The organism is Lactobacillus johnsonii (genome assembly GCF_014058685.1).
Classification (GTDB): domain Bacteria; phylum Bacillota; class Bacilli; order Lactobacillales; family Lactobacillaceae; genus Lactobacillus.
On record NZ_CP059055.1, the window covers coordinates 1018548 to 1035311 of the forward strand.

Annotated in this window: 13 protein-coding genes; 1 reads left to right on the forward strand and 12 read right to left on the reverse strand. The window is 33.1% G+C overall.

The annotated features are described in order from the left end of the window. Positions 1–46: 46 nt before the first annotated feature. The 9 genes from H0I41_RS04770 to parE form a co-directional block, all read right to left on the reverse strand. A complete protein-coding gene (locus tag H0I41_RS04770; protein WP_011162012.1) occupies positions 47–928 on the reverse strand; it encodes a LysR family transcriptional regulator in 882 nt (293 codons plus the stop codon). 70 nt (positions 929–998) lie between these two features. Next, positions 999–2069, reverse strand: coding sequence for a tyrosine recombinase XerS (xerS, locus tag H0I41_RS04775; protein ID WP_011162011.1), 1071 nt, complete (start codon positions 2067–2069; stop codon positions 999–1001). A 1318-nt stretch (positions 2070–3387) separates the two neighbouring features. After that, the gene (locus tag H0I41_RS04780; RefSeq protein WP_135014253.1) at positions 3388–4083 is read right to left on the reverse strand and encodes a YoaK family protein; all 696 of its coding nucleotides are present in this window, start codon (positions 4081–4083) and stop codon (positions 3388–3390) included. Between the two features lie 66 nt (positions 4084–4149). Beyond that, entirely contained in the window at positions 4150–4737 is a 588-nt protein-coding gene (locus H0I41_RS04785) for a peptidylprolyl isomerase (protein ID WP_004894833.1), read from the reverse strand. Between the two features lie 61 nt (positions 4738–4798). Beyond that, entirely contained in the window at positions 4799–6595 is a 1797-nt protein-coding gene (recQ, locus tag H0I41_RS04790) for a DNA helicase RecQ (RefSeq protein ID WP_182094487.1), read from the reverse strand. Positions 6596–6665: 70 nt separating this feature from the next. Then, the gene (locus H0I41_RS04795) at positions 6666–7601 is read right to left on the reverse strand and encodes a manganese-dependent inorganic pyrophosphatase (protein ID WP_004894829.1); all 936 of its coding nucleotides are present in this window, start codon (positions 7599–7601) and stop codon (positions 6666–6668) included. A gap of 118 nt (positions 7602–7719) precedes the next feature. After that, complete coding sequence (locus H0I41_RS04800; protein ID WP_135014254.1) at positions 7720–8673, reverse strand: LysR family transcriptional regulator; 954 nt, start codon at positions 8671–8673, stop codon at positions 7720–7722. Positions 8674–8915: 242 nt separating this feature from the next. Continuing rightward, on the reverse strand, positions 8916–11396 hold the full coding sequence (gene parC / locus H0I41_RS04805; RefSeq protein WP_135014255.1) for a DNA topoisomerase IV subunit A: 2481 nt from the start codon (positions 11394–11396) through the stop codon (positions 8916–8918). A 16-nt stretch (positions 11397–11412) separates the two neighbouring features. Further along, positions 11413–13371, reverse strand: coding sequence for a DNA topoisomerase IV subunit B (gene parE / locus H0I41_RS04810; protein WP_004897336.1), 1959 nt, complete (start codon positions 13369–13371; stop codon positions 11413–11415). Positions 13372–13470: 99 nt separating this feature from the next. On the opposite strand from parE, the gene plsY reads away from it, so the two are divergent. Further along, positions 13471–14127 (forward strand): glycerol-3-phosphate 1-O-acyltransferase PlsY, encoded by a 657-nt coding sequence (gene plsY / locus H0I41_RS04815; RefSeq protein WP_011162006.1) that lies wholly within the window; start codon positions 13471–13473, stop codon positions 14125–14127. A 103-nt stretch (positions 14128–14230) separates the two neighbouring features. Here plsY and H0I41_RS04820 read toward each other — a convergent pair whose 3' ends face one another. The 3 genes from H0I41_RS04820 to H0I41_RS04830 form a co-directional block, all read right to left on the reverse strand. Further along, a complete protein-coding gene (locus H0I41_RS04820; RefSeq protein WP_086874884.1) occupies positions 14231–14845 on the reverse strand; it encodes a sugar O-acetyltransferase in 615 nt (204 codons plus the stop codon). Between the two features lie 135 nt (positions 14846–14980). Then, positions 14981–15856: an aldo/keto reductase gene (locus tag H0I41_RS04825; RefSeq protein ID WP_086874883.1), complete on the reverse strand. Its 876-nt coding sequence runs from the start codon at positions 15854–15856 to the stop codon at positions 14981–14983. Positions 15857–15935: 79 nt separating this feature from the next. Next, positions 15936–16652: a Bax inhibitor-1/YccA family protein gene (locus tag H0I41_RS04830; RefSeq protein ID WP_086874882.1), complete on the reverse strand. Its 717-nt coding sequence runs from the start codon at positions 16650–16652 to the stop codon at positions 15936–15938. Positions 16653–16764 lie beyond the last annotated feature (112 nt).

Sequence of the window (16764 nt, forward strand, 5' to 3'; positions counted from 1 at the left end):
ATTTGAAAATCTTTTTTAGATCTTCAAATCGTTTTTTATGTATAAATTAATTTTTGCTTTTTATAGAATCTCGTATCAGTTTAAGAAATAGACTTGCAACATTTGATAGTTGATTTCTTGAACTCCAAATCAAACGATTATGGTCAATAATTTTAGGCTCAAGTGGTAAAAAGCATAAATTACTCTTATCTAAAGGAAGCAAATCTTTATATATCAATAGGCAATAAGGTCCCTTGTCTACGAGATACTGCAAATTATCAGGTAAGTTAAATGTAGCCACGATATTTAACTTTTGTGGCTCAGTATACCAATCTCTAAAGTTATCAGAATCAGCCGTATGTTTTGACATAATGACAGGATAATTTTGTAAATCTTCGGCAGTAACACAGGAATGATCAGCTAATGGGTGATTTTTACTTACAATCACACCATATTCATTAATTTCAGGAAGGGTCAGACTATTAAAATTTTGAGTAGTATCATATTGGCCCATTGTAATTCCAAAGTCTAATAGTCCGCGCTCAAGCTTGCTTTCAATCATGGATGAATTTCCATTAAAGAAGTGAATCTTCACTTGAGGATAGTTCTGTAAAATTTGATGGATAATATCCATTACACGTTTAGTTGCAATACTTTCTCCTGCTCCGATGTATAATTCACCAGATATAATTTGAGAGCGTTTTAGATTTTGTTGTGTTTTATTGGTCAAAGAAATTATTTCTTCTGCATGTTCCTGAAGATAATATCCTTCTTGAGTAAGAGTAATTTCCTGATGTCCACGATAAAACAAAGTTACGCCAAGTTCAGCCTCTAAATTTTTCAATTGGCGTGAAAGCGATGGTTGACTAATATGAAGAGCTTCAGCTGCCTTTGATATATTTTTTGCTTCACAAACCGCAAGAAAATATCTTAAAACTCTTAATTCCATGAAGTGTTCCTTCCTTTTTACATAAAGTATACACTTTTATTATAGGCTAAATAATGAGATTAGAGTTGAATTAATCAGAAGATTTATATCTATTTATTTTATTTAGTGCCGCTTTTTGTTTTTTTTGATCTACATGAGTATATAAATCAGTAGCTGTTGTTCCTTTCTGACCCAATTGCTGTGCTACTAACACTTGATCCTTAGTTACTTCATAAAGTTCACTAGCTAGCGTATGGCGTAACTTATGGGGAGTAAGAGGTTTCCCAAAAGCTGCAGAATACTTGTTAACCATTTTCTCAACTGCATTAGTGGTTATCCTTTTAGTCTTTCCATGCCATCTAGTTAAAAAGAAAGCAATATCTTCTTTTTCAGCATGATAATGATCGGCACGTATTTCCCTATATTTCTTTAAATAAGGAATCGTCCATTCAGCAATGGGAACACTATCTTTTTGACCACCTTTGCGTGTAACATCCAGCATAGCATCTTTTAAATTAATATTACGCATATTTACGCCAACACATTCAGAAACTCTAATTCCAGTTCCTAAAATCAATGCAATAATCGCCATATCTCGCTCGTGATTCTTTTTAAAGGCAGGTAGGGACTGCTTATTACATTTATGTATATATTCATTTTCAATAAAATCTAAGAATTGGTACTTTAAATCTCCCATATACATATGTGACTCTAAAACATGAGCTCTATAATTTAATGTCTTAGTGTCATTTAATGAATTGATTTTTAACATGACATTACGGTCAAAATATGGTTCACCATGATTATTGTCAGAAGTAATCGTTAAGAACTTATAGAGGGAGCGTAGAGCATTAATAGAACGATTAATGGTAGTTGGCGAATTTAAGCGACCTTGTTGATTTTTAGTATGTTTAAGATGATGAATGTACAGCATAACATCATTTCTTTGTAGATTTTCCAACGTCGTTACTTCAATCTCTTTATTAGAAGAAACTGAAGCAATATTATTTTGTCTTAGCCAGTCGAAAAAACGTCGAATTTCAGTTAAATATTGATAGGTTGTAGTTAATGAATGAGAAGTTCCTAGATTGTATTCCTTTACAAAATCTGGCATATTAGCCAATTCTTGCTTAATAAGTTCTAAGTATTTATTAGTTTCCAAATTATAGTCTCCTCGAACGTAGGTTTGTATAATATTATATCTTATTTATTGACCTAAAAAAAGTTTTGTTACTGTCCCCTAGCAGGAGAGAGGGGAGACAAGCTAGTATACTATGGAAAAGGCTGGTAATTAGTTATAACGCGTATGGAATTTAGATCAATTTACAACTAACAGGATCAGAACAATAAATTAATCTAAAAAGAACGGATTTTTAGTATAAATAAAGGGTATTTAAGAAAAATCATTAAGTAAAAAGCAATTATTGCTGTAAATAAGCGTAGTTTCAAAGCATGAATAATAAAATTAACTATAATGTATGAGAAGTTAAGGTTAAAATAGGAGATAAACATAAGCTGAATAAGAGTATTAAAGGAGAATAAAAAGTATTAGTTCAAAAATGATATAGTAAAATATTTAAATATCGGACTGAATTACATATGGTTAAAATAAATTTGTAGCTGTTGGGATCAAAACAAAATTTTAAAAGTTAACTTTAAAAGAAAAAACAGATCGATTTGAATGAATTAAAAATCCATATTTTATAGGATATACATCTATACCTTTCATTAAAACAATAATTTTAATGAAAGGTAATTTTAATGAAAAATCATGTATTATTGCCCCAGCCAGGAGTAATATTGTCCTAATTTATTACTCTATGTATTACCATAATCATATTCAGTAAGAACTATAAAATCTAGCAATCCCTTATATTTCAATTATTTTCAAAATATCATAAGTTCAAGATAAAATATACTTATCCTATCTAAGCTTTTATCTGAGAATACTTGTACAACTAGCTTAAATCCACAAATAAGCTCTGGCAATAGCAAACATTTTGCATAGGACATATAACAGAAAATTTAAATCAAATCGATTAACTGCTAACCAATAATTATTTTAAAAGCCATAGAATGGCCGCCACAGCATCACAAAGTTATAGATAAGAGATAGACATAGCTATAAAAATTTTTACTTAAGCTTACAGTGAAGATTCAAAATAAAAATCCTTAACTTATATTTTTTAGTTAGTAAGAATCTAATTAACCCAGAAAAATTATTTTAGATATGTTGATAAAGATTTAACTGCCTAAAACATAATACATATAAACAAGGTACTTTTGATATATTCTATAATTTTTATATACTACTTTACATAATATACATTATACGAATTTATACTTTTATGATTTATTAGCTCCTTTTTTCTAATCCTTACCACTTATTTTTTCTAAATAAAAAATCTCACTAGATTGAACTGAGGATTCACCGGTTTAATCTAGTGAGATTTTTAAACATGTACTAAAAATTTTAACGACTAGTCATTTTTGAAATTTAATTTTTTTCGTTTACTTAATGAAATTGTATAAACAATATTAATAGTTCCCAGAAGTAATACTGCAAACCATATAGTTTTTAAGAGAAATACTTTTTGAAGTAATGCTGACACAATGGCTCCAAATGCAAAAGCAATAACTAAAAGCATGTAGTTAACAGCTGCATTATGCTGAGATTTATCTTCACCAAAGAAATATGCACTCCAGGCAACGACAGATTTTTTTAAATTACCAGTTGTAAATGCATTATTATACCCCATACCTTCGATCTTACTAAAGGAAGCATTTTGAACAGCCAGTCCAAAGGCAATTACGGGCACGACATAATAATTCGGAACAGTTTTAGGAACAAAGCCTACTCCTAAGCAAATAAGTAAAATTGGAAATAGACAAAATACCCGCCAATAATTACTTTTTACGTATTTATGAAAAAGACCTACCAGTAATAACCCTAAAGTAAATGCAATAAATGTAGTTGCTCTATTTAACATACCAGCTATATTGTGATCCGCAAATGCTGAAGCAAAGAAGATAACATTTCCTGTTTGCCCTGCAGATAAAGTATGTCCTCGTTGAATATAAGTATAAGCATCAATAAAACCAGCTGAAAAAGTTAAGGATGTAGCTAAAATACGTGATTCTGATGGCCGATACTTATCATTAGTAAATATATTCATATTTAACCCCCGTGTTATAAGCCCAAATTAAAAACATGATCAAGGTAGACCATGTTTTTAACCGAATTAATCTTCAATCTGAATGTTCTTAATAATTACATCTTCTTTAGGCTTATCATTTGCCTTATCACGTGGAACCTTTGCAATTTCATCAACGACATCCATACCATCAATTACTTGACCAAAAACTGTATGACGACCATCTAACCATGGGGTTCCACCCTGTTTATATGCTTTTACAATTTCTTTTGGATAGCCAGCTGCATCCATTTCCTTAATCATTCGTTTAGGCACATTCTTATTTTGAACAATAAAGAATTGACTACCATTAGTATTAGGACCAGAATTAGCCATGGAAAGTGCACCACGTAAGTTAAAGAGTTTATTTGAAAACTCATCTTCAAAAGGATGTCCCCAGATACTCTCACCGCCAGTACCGTCACCCTTTGGATCACCACCTTGGATCATAAAGTCACTAATTACACGATGAAAAGTAGTATTATCATAGTAACCCTTTTTAGCTAAACGAACAAAATTTTCTACAGTCATTGGAGCATCTTTTTCAAATAATTGAACTTTAATATCTCCATGATTAGTTTTAATTACTGCTTTTGGACCTTTTACATTTTCAAGGTCTAATTGTGGATATTCCATTTTAGTCCTCCTATTTTTAATCTGTTCTAGTCTATTCTACTATTTATTACTAGACACTTCATTAATCTATTTCTTCTTTCAAATATTTTCTAATGGTATCAAGCATAATTTGCCCATATGCTTTTAATTTTGCTTGACCAACACCTGAAATATTCAAAAAGTCTGTTTTTGTTTTAGGTTTTTGAAGTGCCATATCTCTTAATGATTTATCAGAGAAAATATAAAATGCTGGTATTCCCTGCTCTTTAGCTAACTCTAAGCGTGTTTCCTTTAAACGCAAGAATAGATTATTCTCCTTTTCTGAAATTTGATTAGTAAGTTGTATTGATTTTCTGATATTTTTTGAAATCTTTTGACTTACTTGCTTTTTATCATCTAAAACGTCCCATCCTAAATTAGTTACATGAACTACAGGATATTGAGTATCTGTTAGCTCCAAGTAGTTATGACTGATTAGATAATTAATTAAGTCTAAGGCAGCCCTCTTCCCCAACTTCAAACTACCATAATTTTTAAAATTAGATGCCCGAATTTCTCGCATGCGCTGATTATTGGCACCTGTAACTACATCGGCAACTACATTTTTGCCAAAACATCCATCAAGTTCATAAATTGTTGAAATGATTTTTTTGCTTTCTGCAGTAATATCTTTTTCAATAAATGTTCCCAAACAATTAGAACATTTGCCACATGGAGAGCAAGTCTGACCAAAATATCTGACGATAAATTGTTGTAAACATTCCGTTGTATTGACGTACTTAGTAATTGCAGCTAATTTCTGATATTGAATTTTTTGGTATTCATCATCTAAATCAGATTGTTCAATAAACCAACGATATAGTCTAATATCTTTCGGGTGATAAATTAATATTCCTTCACATGGCTCTCCGTCTCTGCCTGCTCTCCCGGCTTCTTGATAATATGATTCTAAGTTTGGAGTACTATTAGCGTGAATTACAAATCGAACATTTCTTTTATCAATTCCCATACCAAAAGCATTTGTTGCAACAATCACTTGGACCTTATCAAATTGAAAGGCATCTTGTACATCGGCTCTTTCTTTATTAGATAGCCCAGCATGATAACTCGCTGTTAAAATTCCATTTTGAGCTAAATAGTCAGTCAACTCTTCAACATTTTTTCTTGTACTCGCATACACAATCCCTGATTGATTGGGATGCTTTTTAATATAATCTAAAAGATATAAGTTAGTATTTTTAGGATTATCTACTACCTTGAAGCTCAAATTTGGCCTTGCAAATGAAGTAATAACATAATTTTCAGCCGGAATATTTAATTGATCTGCAATATCTTTCTGCACTGAAGGGGTTGCCGTTGCTGTTAAAGCTAAAATGTTAGGCTGGCTTTTAATTGACTTTACTCCCTCCATAATTTGGCGATACGCAGGTCTAAAGTCATGGCCCCATTGAGAAATACAATGGGCTTCATCTACTGCAACTAAAGAAATATCCAAAAAGTTTAATTGATAGCGAAAATAATCCATTGCTAGTCGCTCAGGAGTTATGTATAAAAGTTTTATTTTTCCTTCATAGGCTTGTCTCAAGATTGGATTTACTTCTTCTTGAGGAGTTGCTGAATTTAAAGCAGCAGCATTAATGCCATTTTGTTTTAGAGAGTCTATCTGATCCTTCATTAAGGAAATTAAAGGAGATATTACCAACGTTACACCAGGGTTAACCAATGCTGGTATCTGATAACACATTGACTTTCCTGCTCCAGTTGGCATTACAGCTAAAACATTTCTTCCTTTAAGAACTTGCTCAATAACTCGTTCTTGTCCGGGACGAAAAGTTGTATAACCAAAAACATTCTTTAGTACTTCTATTGATGATTTCATTTTCCTCTACTAAATAAAAAAACAAGTATGAAAGGATCATACCTGTCTTTTTCTAAATTAAACCAAATAATTAAGCTTCAAAAGCATTAGTTAAAGGAGGAACAACTTGCTTCTTTCTTGAAACAACGCCTGGTAACTTAACCTCTGAATCTGATAATTTAGCGTTAAATGCTTTTTCAAATTTAGCCTTTGATTCATCACTACCTACTACTAAAGCTTCTGAATCTGAATCAAGAATGTTGGTAATTAAAAGCATAAACATATCGTAGCCTTCACGCTTAGAAGCTTCATCCATAGCCTTTAAGAAAGCGTCTTTACGTTCTAAGGCTTCTGGTAAATCAACAACGTTAATTTGTGCTACACGAACGTTGCTACCGTTTAATTCAAAACTCTTAGCATCTAAATCAATTAGATCTTCTTCTGACTTGTCAGCAATATTAGTACCAGCTTTAAGCATCTTAAGACCGTATTCTTTGTAGTCAACACCAGCAATGTTTGCTAAAGATACTACAGCTTCTTTATCTTGGTCAGTAGTTGTTGGTGACTTTAAGAGTAAAGTATCTGAGATAATAGCTGAAAGCATAATTCCTGCAATATCTTGTGGAATTTCAATTTCTTTTTCGTTGTACATTTGCCACATAATGGTACTGGTACAACCAACTGGAGCTGCACGGTAGTATAAAGGATCAGCAGTATTGAAGTTCATAATACGGTGGTGATCAACTACATGAGTTACTTTAACCTTATCAATGTCAGAAACACTCTGTTGAGGTTCGTTATGGTCAACAAGCATTACTGCATCAACTTCATTTGAAGCAGTTTTAATAACACGAGGTGCGGTAAAACCAAATTTATTTAAAGCATACTTAGTTTCATCATTAGCTTCACCTAAAGCAACAGCTTCGGTATCGTAACCTAACTTATTTTGTAAGTATGAGTATGCAATTGCTGTTCCGATTGCATCTGTATCAGGATTTTGGTGACCAAAAATCAATTCTTTTGCCATTATATAGAGCTCCTTTAAAATTATATCTACCTAATTATTTTAGATTAAAAGTTAAACTTAAGCAAATCTATCACGCATTAAAAAGGCATCCTTTTACTATAAAAAGAATGCCTTAAAACTAAATACTAACTTTAATATCCTCTAGTCTACTATCATAATCTTTTTCTTCAATAAACTTATCCCACTCTTTTAAGAAGTTGACTAGTCGAGGTATTTCACTCTTATTTTTACGATAAATAAAACAACTCTCAAAGTTTGTCTCACTTTTTGTCTTTACTGGAGATAATGTAATTTCAGCTTTGTGTGCCTTATAAAAACTCTTGGAGACATAAGTGTTATAGTCGGTTTGCTCAGCAAATTTGATTAATTGATATGGAGCAGTAAATGTTACCGTAGTATTTAATTCATTGTTTGGAAACTCACTAGCATAAAAGCGACGAACAATTTGTGGTAAGTAGTAGTCCTTAGGATAAGCAACCCATTTATGCTGAGTTGTTTTATTAAACTCATCTTCTGGATCGTGAGTTAAGAAAATAACTTCTTCAGGATAAATTTGTTTTGCCATATACTGTTTCATGTTCTTCACAGTTGAATTATGATCTGGCATGTAAAGAACTGCTAAATCTAATTGATTATTATCTAGTCTATCCCAAAGTTCTGTCCTATTATAGAAACCCACATGTAATGTTATATCAGGATATTTATGGTTGAATTTAACTAAGAATTGATCAATTACTCTTGCCTCAATAGTAGATAATATTCCTAAAGAAATAGTTCCGGTATCTGATTTAGTGTATTGCTGAATACTGTCTACAGCATTATTAACTGTTGAAAATAGTGCTTTTGCTGTCTCTTCCATCTTTAGGCCAGCATCAGTTAAATATAATTTTTTGCCCATTTGGCCAAATAATGGTGACCCAACTGCTCGTTCAAGCTTTTTAATTTGTTGCGTTAAGGCCGGCTGAGTAATACCTAAAATTTGAGCTGCTTGCGTATAACTCATATTATCAATTAATTGAAGAAAGTAACGTAACGATTTCGCGGATAAAACCGCATCAGTATTTGTTTTCATAATTGAATACCTCTTATATAAATCTGGAATAATAGCTAATGAATAAGATTTTTAAATACAACTAATTATTTTCTGATAGTCCTTTATTAAAGCTTAATATTCATCTCACACTTTTTATAATAACACCTGTGCCAATAATAATAAAAAATTTTGCATAAAATGCATACTATTTTCCTATAATTCTTATTTTAATAAAAAAACTAAGGATAACAGTTCAATCATTATCCTTAGTTTTTAACTAATTAAAATAAATCTTCAGTTTTATCTCTTCCATCTGCAATTGGTCGGCCAAGCGTTAACGAGACAGGAGTCCTATCTGTCATTGGGTCTAGTACAAAAGATCCATTTGAATAGCGGTCGCCCAATGGGAATTCAGAAGTGTTAAGTTCAATATGACGATCACTAGAAGTATTCAGATGGAGAATATGATTTTCACCATAACTACTGATTGCCATAATTCGATGAGGCTTAGTCTTAAGTTCACGTAGTACAAGGACACCTCGTTTTGCACGCGTAACTTTATTTATAAGGCTAAGTTTTAGTTGCTTAAACGCTCCCCGTTGAGTGATGATTCCAATCTTAATTAAATCAATATATTTAGGATCAGCTAAAACATAATTTACTATGTAGTCATCATCTTTAAGGTTAACGGATTTAACACCAACTGCTTTTGAGCCGGATGTAGGTATCTCACTAATATCAAATCTTACTGCATATGCTTGGTTAGTAATTAGAGTTATTTCTTGCTTACTATCAGGTTGAACTTGATCAATGCGGACAACTTTACTGTCATTACTCTTAAGCTTAATAGCAGTAATTGCACGAGACTTATATGTTCTAGTAGGTTGTAAATCTGCTAATGTAACTTGTTTAATGTATCCATCGTTGGTAGCAATCAAAAAGTTTAAATTGGCCTTTAAATCATTAACTTCAAACACCCGAATAATTTCTTCATCACTATCAAGACCAATTTCTTGAGACAGGTGCTGCCCCGTTTCTTTCCATTTCGTTTCAATTAATTCATGTACCGGACGATAAATTAGATTTCCTTTATTAGTAAAAATATAAAGGTTATCCAAGGTAGACATTGTCTTTTCAAACACAACCTTATCACCAGCAGGTAATCCATTATCTTCATCATCGGTTGATTGGAATGAACGAAGAGATGAACGCTTCAAGTAGCCGTCTTTACTTACTAATACTCGTACATCTTCATCAGCTACTAGAGCTTTTTCATTAATTTCAATTTTAGCTGCTTTAGCAGTAATTTCTGTTCTTCTTGGTGAACCGAATTCTCTTTTTACCGCATTTAATTCTTTAACTACAACTCTTTCAAGAACCTTATTATCACTTAATATTTCATTGAACTTTTCGATTTTTTTATTTAAATCTGCTTGTTCCTTTTTAAGTTGGTTAACATCAGTATTAGTTAAACGGTATAACTGCAAAGAAACTATAGCTTCCGCTTGATTAGGAGTGAAGTCATACTTAGCAATTAAATTCTTTTTAGCATCTTTTTTATCTTTAGAAGATCTAATAGTCTTGATTACTTGATCTAAAATATCTAAGGCATGAATAAGACCTTCAACTATTTCTAGACGCTGTTTAGCTTTCTTTAGATCAAATTCTGTTCTCTTAGTTACAACATCTTTTTTATGTGCTAAATAAGAAGATAAAATACGCTTTAATCCAACTTGTACGGGAGTCATACGATCAATAGCAACCATATTGAAATTGTATGAAACTTGTAAGTCAGTGTTTTTAAATAGATAGTTCAAGATGTTTTGACTATCAGCACCCTTTTTAAGTTCGATTACAATTGAAAGGCCGTGACGATCAGTTTCATCTCTTACTTCTGAAATACCGTCAATTTCCTTATTTAAACGGATTTCGTCAATTTTCTTAACCATCATTGCTTTATTTACGCCGAAAGGTACTTCGGTTACAACTATTTGCTGACGATGGCCTTTAATTTCTTGAATTGTAGTCTTAGACCTAACTTGAATTCTTCCACGACCAGTTTCATAGGCCTCTTTAATGCCCTTAGTTCCTAGGACAATGCCACCTGTTGGAAAATCAGGTCCCTTAACAAATTTCATCAAATCATCTGTTGTAGCATCGGGATGCTTTAGCAGATAAACAGCTGCTTCAATAACCTCAGCAAGATTATGAGGTGGAATTTCAGTTGCGTATCCAGCTGAGATACCTGTTGATCCATTAACTAATAAGTTAGGAAAGTGGGCCGGTAAAACTGTTGGTTCATACTCTGTATCATCAAAGTTCAAAATCATTTGAACAGTTTCTTTATCAATATCTTGTAAAAGTAAATTAGAAATTTTACTTAAACGAGATTCGGTATAACGCATGGCTGCTGGACCATCCCCATCCATCGATCCATTATTACCGTGCATTTCGATTAAAGGTTCACGCATTTTCCAATCTTGCGATAAGTGAACCAAAGCCCCATAAATAGAACTGTCACCATGAGGGTGAAAGTTACCCATGACATTACCGACAGCTTTTGCCGCCTTCTTATAAGGCTTATCATATGTATTATTATCTTTATACATCGCATAAAAAATACGACGTTGAACTGGTTTTAAGCCATCTCGAATATCTGGGAGAGCACGTTCTTGGATAATATATTTTGAATATCGTCCAAATCTTTCACCCATAACTTCTTCAAGAGGTAATTCCCTAATTCTTTCATTTGTTTGTGTCATTTAAAAATATAACCTCTTAATCTCTACTTGTTTCTAGAATTGATCCGTCTTCACCCATACGGAATTTAACGTTTTCATCAATCCATTTTCTTCTAGGAGCCACTTTATCTCCCATTAAGGTTGTTACACGCTTTTCAGCAAGTTGAGCATCGTCAATCTTAACTCTAATTAAGGTACGAGTTTCAGGATTCATAGTTGTTTCCCATAATTGATCAGCATTCATTTCACCTAAACCTTTGAAACGCTGCAAAGCAAAACCCTTACCCATGTCTTTAGAGTCTTCGCTCAATTCTTCATCAGTCCAAGCATATTTAATCTTGGCTTTTGCTCCGTTACCTTTTTGTAATTTGTATAAAGGAGGCAGAGCAATATACACACGACCCGCTTCAACCATTGGACGCATATATCTGTAAAAGAAAGTTAAAAGCAAAATTTGAATATGGGCACCATCAGTATCCGCATCTGTCATGATAATGATTTTATCGTAATTTGCATCCTTAATCTGAAAATCTGACCCAACACCTGCACCAATCGTATGGATCATGGTGTTGATTTCTTCATTTTTAAAGATATCTTGTAACTTAGCTTTTTGCGTATTTAAGACCTTGCCTCGTAATGGCAAAATAGCTTGGAACTTTCTATCTCTTCCTTGTTTTGCGGAACCACCGGCTGAGTCCCCTTCGACTAGGAATAACTCATTTTTCTTTGGATTACGTGATTGAGCAGGAGTTAATTTTCCTGAAAGAATCTCCTTCTTTCGTCTCTTTTTACCACTTCTGCTTTCATCTCTGGCCTTTTTAGCAGCTTCACGTGCATCCCTTGCTTTTTGTGCTTTCTGAACTAAGCTTTGAGCAAATTCTCCGTTTTCCATTAAATAGTATGAAAGCTGTTCATAAACAATGCTGTCCACAACACTTCTAGCTTGCGGAGTTCCAAGTTTTCCTTTAGTCTGTCCTTCAAATTCTAGTAATTCTTCTGGAATCTTAACAGATAATACTGCACTTAAGCCTTCACGATAATCACTACCTTCTAGACCCTTATCCTTATTCTTTAATAGCCCTTGCTTTTTAGCGTAATCATTAAAAGCTTTTGTAAACCCACTACGTGCCCCAGCTTCATGACTACCACCATCAGCTGTACGAACATTATTTACAAATGAAACAAAGTTTTCGGAATATCCATCATTGTATTGGCCTGAAAATTCAACTTCAATTCCATTTTGTTTACCAGAAAAGTAAAAAACATCTCCCATTGTATCTTTGTCTTCATTTAAATAAGATACAAATGACTTAATTCCATCTTCATATAAAAACTCATCATGATGTTCTGGTTCGCGTTCATCAGTTAGTGTGAACTTAACACCCTTTAATAGAAAAGCTGACTCACGAATTCGTTCTTGAATGGTTTCGTAATTATATGTGGTAGTAGAAAAAATAGTTGGATCTGGTTTAAAAGTAATAGTAGTACCATTTTTATCCTTAGTCTTGCCTAAATGCTTAAGCGTACCAATTGGATGACCACCATTTTCAAATTCTTCTTCATATGCTTGACCGTCTCTGACTACTCTTACTTTTAAGTAAGAAGATAGTGCATTTACAACAGAAGAACCTACTCCATGTAAACCACCAGAAGTTTGATAATTCTTTTCGGTAAACTTACCACCTGCATGTAGCACAGTAAGGATAACTTCAATAGTTGGAATTCCTGATTCATGCATTCCTGTTGGCATTCCACGTCCAAAATCTTGAACCGTAACTGAGTTATCTTTATGAATAGTTACATTGATTTCTTTACCATAACCAGCCATTGCTTCGTCAACTGAGTTATCAACGATTTCATAAATCAAGTGATTTAACCCATGCCGATCCGTTGAACCGATATACATTCCTGGACGTTTTCTTACTGCCTCTAGCCCATGAAGAATCTGAATCGAAGAATCATCATATGAACTGGTAGTTTTATTTGCTTTAGCCAAATAAATGCCTCCATTTTTAACAGACAATCAAAATCAACCCCACAGCTATTATAATCTTTGTTAAAATAGCTTTAGATTTTAAATGGGGTTGAACAGTGAATGTCTACGTTGAATTATTTACTAATTTTTATTTTAGCATACTTGATTGGATCCTTTCCCACAGGTGTGTTAGTCGGAAAGATATTTTTTCATGAAGATATAAGAAACTTTGGATCAGGAAATATTGGTACAACCAATTCATTTAGAGTAATGGGACCTGTAGCAGGTAGTGCAGTTTTAGTCATTGATGTATTAAAAGGGACACTTGCAACAGATTTACCATTAATTTTCCACCTAAAGGGACCAAAGTATTTATTACTAATTGCTGGTGCCTGTGCCATTCTAGGTCACACCTTTTCCATCTTTCTAAAATTTAAAGGCGGAAAAGCGGTAGCAACTAGCGCCGGCGTCTTTCTGGGTTACAATTTAAAGTTCTTTGGACTATGTGCCTTAGTATTTTTACCAATGCTATTTATTACTTCATATGTAAGTTTATCAAGCTTGGTTTCAATAGTTATCATCTTCATTTGTTCCTTCTGGTTTCATGATATCTTTCTTACAATCATTACAGGAATTATGATGATCTTGCTCTTTGTAAGACACCGCTCCAATATCAAGCGCCTAATTAACCATGAAGAAAATATCGTTCCTTTTGGCCTATGGTATTGGTACAAAAAGTCTCATGGATTACTAAAAAAGAATGCTAAAAATAAATAATCAGAACAAAAGACTGTTTAGGGCAAACTCCTCAACAGTCTTTTTTCATAAGTATTATACTTTATTTGAACAAATGTTCGCAAGATGCAATTTTAGCATCTAATTAATATGGATAATTATCTAGGTGGTCTTTCTCAGTGATTTTTCTAACTACTCGGCCTGGAACCCCCAAAACTAAAGAGTTGTCTGGAATATCTTTTGTAACTACGCTGCCAGCTCCAATAACGCAGTTGTTTCCAATCGTTACTCCTGGACAAACAGTTACATTACTAGCTAACCAGCAATTATCCCCAATTGTAATTGGTGCGCCATATTCAATATCTGCTATCTTCCCATCTGCTTGCAAGCGCGCATTTCTTTGCTCTGGCAATAAGGGATGCAGCGGCGTTACTAATGAAGTATTAGGACCACACATTACATTGTCGCCAATAGTAACTGGACAAGTATCTAGAATAGTCAAATTAAAGTTAGCATAAAAATTTTTACCTAATTTTGTAAATTTACCGTAATCTACTTCAATTGGTCCTTGAAGGTAAACTCCTTCTCCATGCTCTGGAAATAAATTATCAATAATTGCTTTTCTTACTTCCTTATCTTCATCTGCTGTTTGATTATAATCACGGCTTAAGCGATGCGCCTTTGTCGAAATAGCTCTTAACTCTTCTGTGTCGGGACGATAAGGTAATCCTGCTAGCATATTTTTAGTATTTTCTTCCATTTCTTACACCTTACTTTCTTATGGTTTTGATTATCTTTAAAATATCATATTTGGGATTAAGATTATAGTGAATAAAAAAATAGATAGAAACATAAACCATGCTTCTATCTATCTCTATTGTCTTAATGTTACTGACTATTCTGAATCACGTAATTGCTTTAGGCTTTCTCCGAAAATATCATCAATTACTGCTGGGTCACGGTGGTCAAAGAATTGACTTACGCCCTTATCTAATCCTTTAATCTTATCCATTTCATCTTTAGTTAATTCAAAGTCAAAAATATCAAGATTTTCTTTTTGACGTTTTTCATGAACAGATTTTGGAATAACAACAATATCTTGTTGGGTTAGCCAACGCAAAATAACTTGAGCAGTAGTCTTGTGGTGAGCTTCAGCAATTTCTTTCAATGTCTTATTATTGAAAATATCATGTTTACCTTCTGCAAATTGAGCCCAAGCTTCTACAGCTACATCTCTTCCTTGAAAGAATTTAACATCGTTAGTTTGTTGGAACCATGGATTAATTTCAATTTGGTTAATTGCTGGCTTATCTTCATGAGCAAGCTCTAAGTTCATGTATTGATCAGGATAAAAGTTTGATAAACCAATTGAACGAACTTTACCAGCGCGCTTAGCAGCAGCTAAAGCGTTCCAAGCGCCGAATGTATCGCCATATGGTTGGTGAAGTAATACTAAGTCTAAATAATCAGTTCCTAATTCTTTTAAGTCATGATCAATTGCTTTAGTAGCTTTTTTAAATGACATGTTTGAAACCCAAATTTTTGTAGTTAAGAAAATATCGTCTCTATTAACTGCACTCTCTGCAATTGCTTCACCTACAGCAATTTGATTTTCATATACTTCTGCAGTATCAATCATGCGATAACCGTTTGCTAACGCCATCTCTACTGTTTGTCTTGCTTTTTCATGATCTGGTATTTGGAAGACGCCTAAACCAAGTAAAGGCATTTTATTGCCATCATTTAATGTAATAGTTGGAACTTCTGTCATTTATAAGTCCTCCCTTTTCTACTCATTCTCCTTCATTCTAAGTCTAAAAATGCAATAAATACAATAATAAACACTGTTTTTAATTATTATTATCATTTGAGCCAAAAATAGTTAAGAATTGCAAAAATAGGTTAACAAAGTCTAGATATAACTGAAGAGCTCCCATAACGGCTAATCCATTCGCAGAAACTTCACCACCAAATTGTAAATAGATGTTCTTCATTCTTTGTGCATCCCAAGCAGTTAAAACAGTGAAGATAATAACTGCAATGAATGAAAAGATGTAATTAGCTGCTGAACTCTTTAAAAACATGTTGATTAACATCGCTACAATTAAACCAATTAATGCTGCTGACGCGTAGGAGCCCCACCTACTTAGATCTTTCTTAGTAACTGTACCTAAAATGGCCATGACTACGAAGACCGTTGCAGATGCGACAAAAGCAGAAGCAATATCTTGCCCTGTATATGTGCCTGCAATAAAAGCAAAAGTTACTCCATAAATAATCGCTGTCACCATCAGTAAAATAAAACTTGCTACTGGATTTCTTGTTGCCTGAAAATTAATTGCAAATGTTAGAACAATCGGAATTAATAATAAAAGCCACATCGTCCAGGGATGATGAACCATTAAAGAAACCATTTGTCTAGCAAATACAGTCATCGTTAAGTAAGCACTCAGAGCAGATACAAAAACAGCGAGAGCCATATAGCCGTAAATTTTACTTAAAAAGCTATTTAGTCCAGCTTCATCAACTAAGTGACGCCGCTCTGGTTCTTGATCGAAATTATACATATTAAGTCCTCCAATCTACCTATATTCTTTCATTTTTAATGTATCACTTAGTAAGCATGAATAGAAATATGAGCTATTATTTTATGCACAAAAAAAGCAATCAACAGCATGA

What these genes read in the sequence shown, in the direction of transcription:
- H0I41_RS04770 (WP_011162012.1), bottom strand. Translation starts at nt 928, where the DNA reads ATGGAATTAAGAGTTTTAAGATATTTTCTTGCGGTTTGTGAAGCAAAA.
- H0I41_RS04780 (WP_135014253.1), bottom strand. Translation starts at nt 4,083, where the DNA reads ATGAATATATTTACTAATGATAAGTATCGGCCATCAGAATCACGTATT.
- H0I41_RS04785 (WP_004894833.1), bottom strand. Translation starts at nt 4,737, where the DNA reads ATGGAATATCCACAATTAGACCTTGAAAATGTAAAAGGTCCAAAAGCA.
- recQ (WP_182094487.1), bottom strand. Translation starts at nt 6,595, where the DNA reads ATGAAATCATCAATAGAAGTACTAAAGAATGTTTTTGGTTATACAACT.
- H0I41_RS04795 (WP_004894829.1), bottom strand. Translation starts at nt 7,601, where the DNA reads ATGGCAAAAGAATTGATTTTTGGTCACCAAAATCCTGATACAGATGCA.
- H0I41_RS04800 (WP_135014254.1), bottom strand. Translation starts at nt 8,673, where the DNA reads ATGAAAACAAATACTGATGCGGTTTTATCCGCGAAATCGTTACGTTAC.
- parC (WP_135014255.1), bottom strand. Translation starts at nt 11,396, where the DNA reads ATGACACAAACAAATGAAAGAATTAGGGAATTACCTCTTGAAGAAGTT.
- plsY (WP_011162006.1), top strand. Translation starts at nt 13,471, where the DNA reads ATGTCTACGTTGAATTATTTACTAATTTTTATTTTAGCATACTTGATT.
- H0I41_RS04820 (WP_086874884.1), bottom strand. Translation starts at nt 14,845, where the DNA reads ATGGAAGAAAATACTAAAAATATGCTAGCAGGATTACCTTATCGTCCC.
- H0I41_RS04825 (WP_086874883.1), bottom strand. Translation starts at nt 15,856, where the DNA reads ATGACAGAAGTTCCAACTATTACATTAAATGATGGCAATAAAATGCCT.
- H0I41_RS04830 (WP_086874882.1), bottom strand. Translation starts at nt 16,652, where the DNA reads ATGTATAATTTCGATCAAGAACCAGAGCGGCGTCACTTAGTTGATGAA.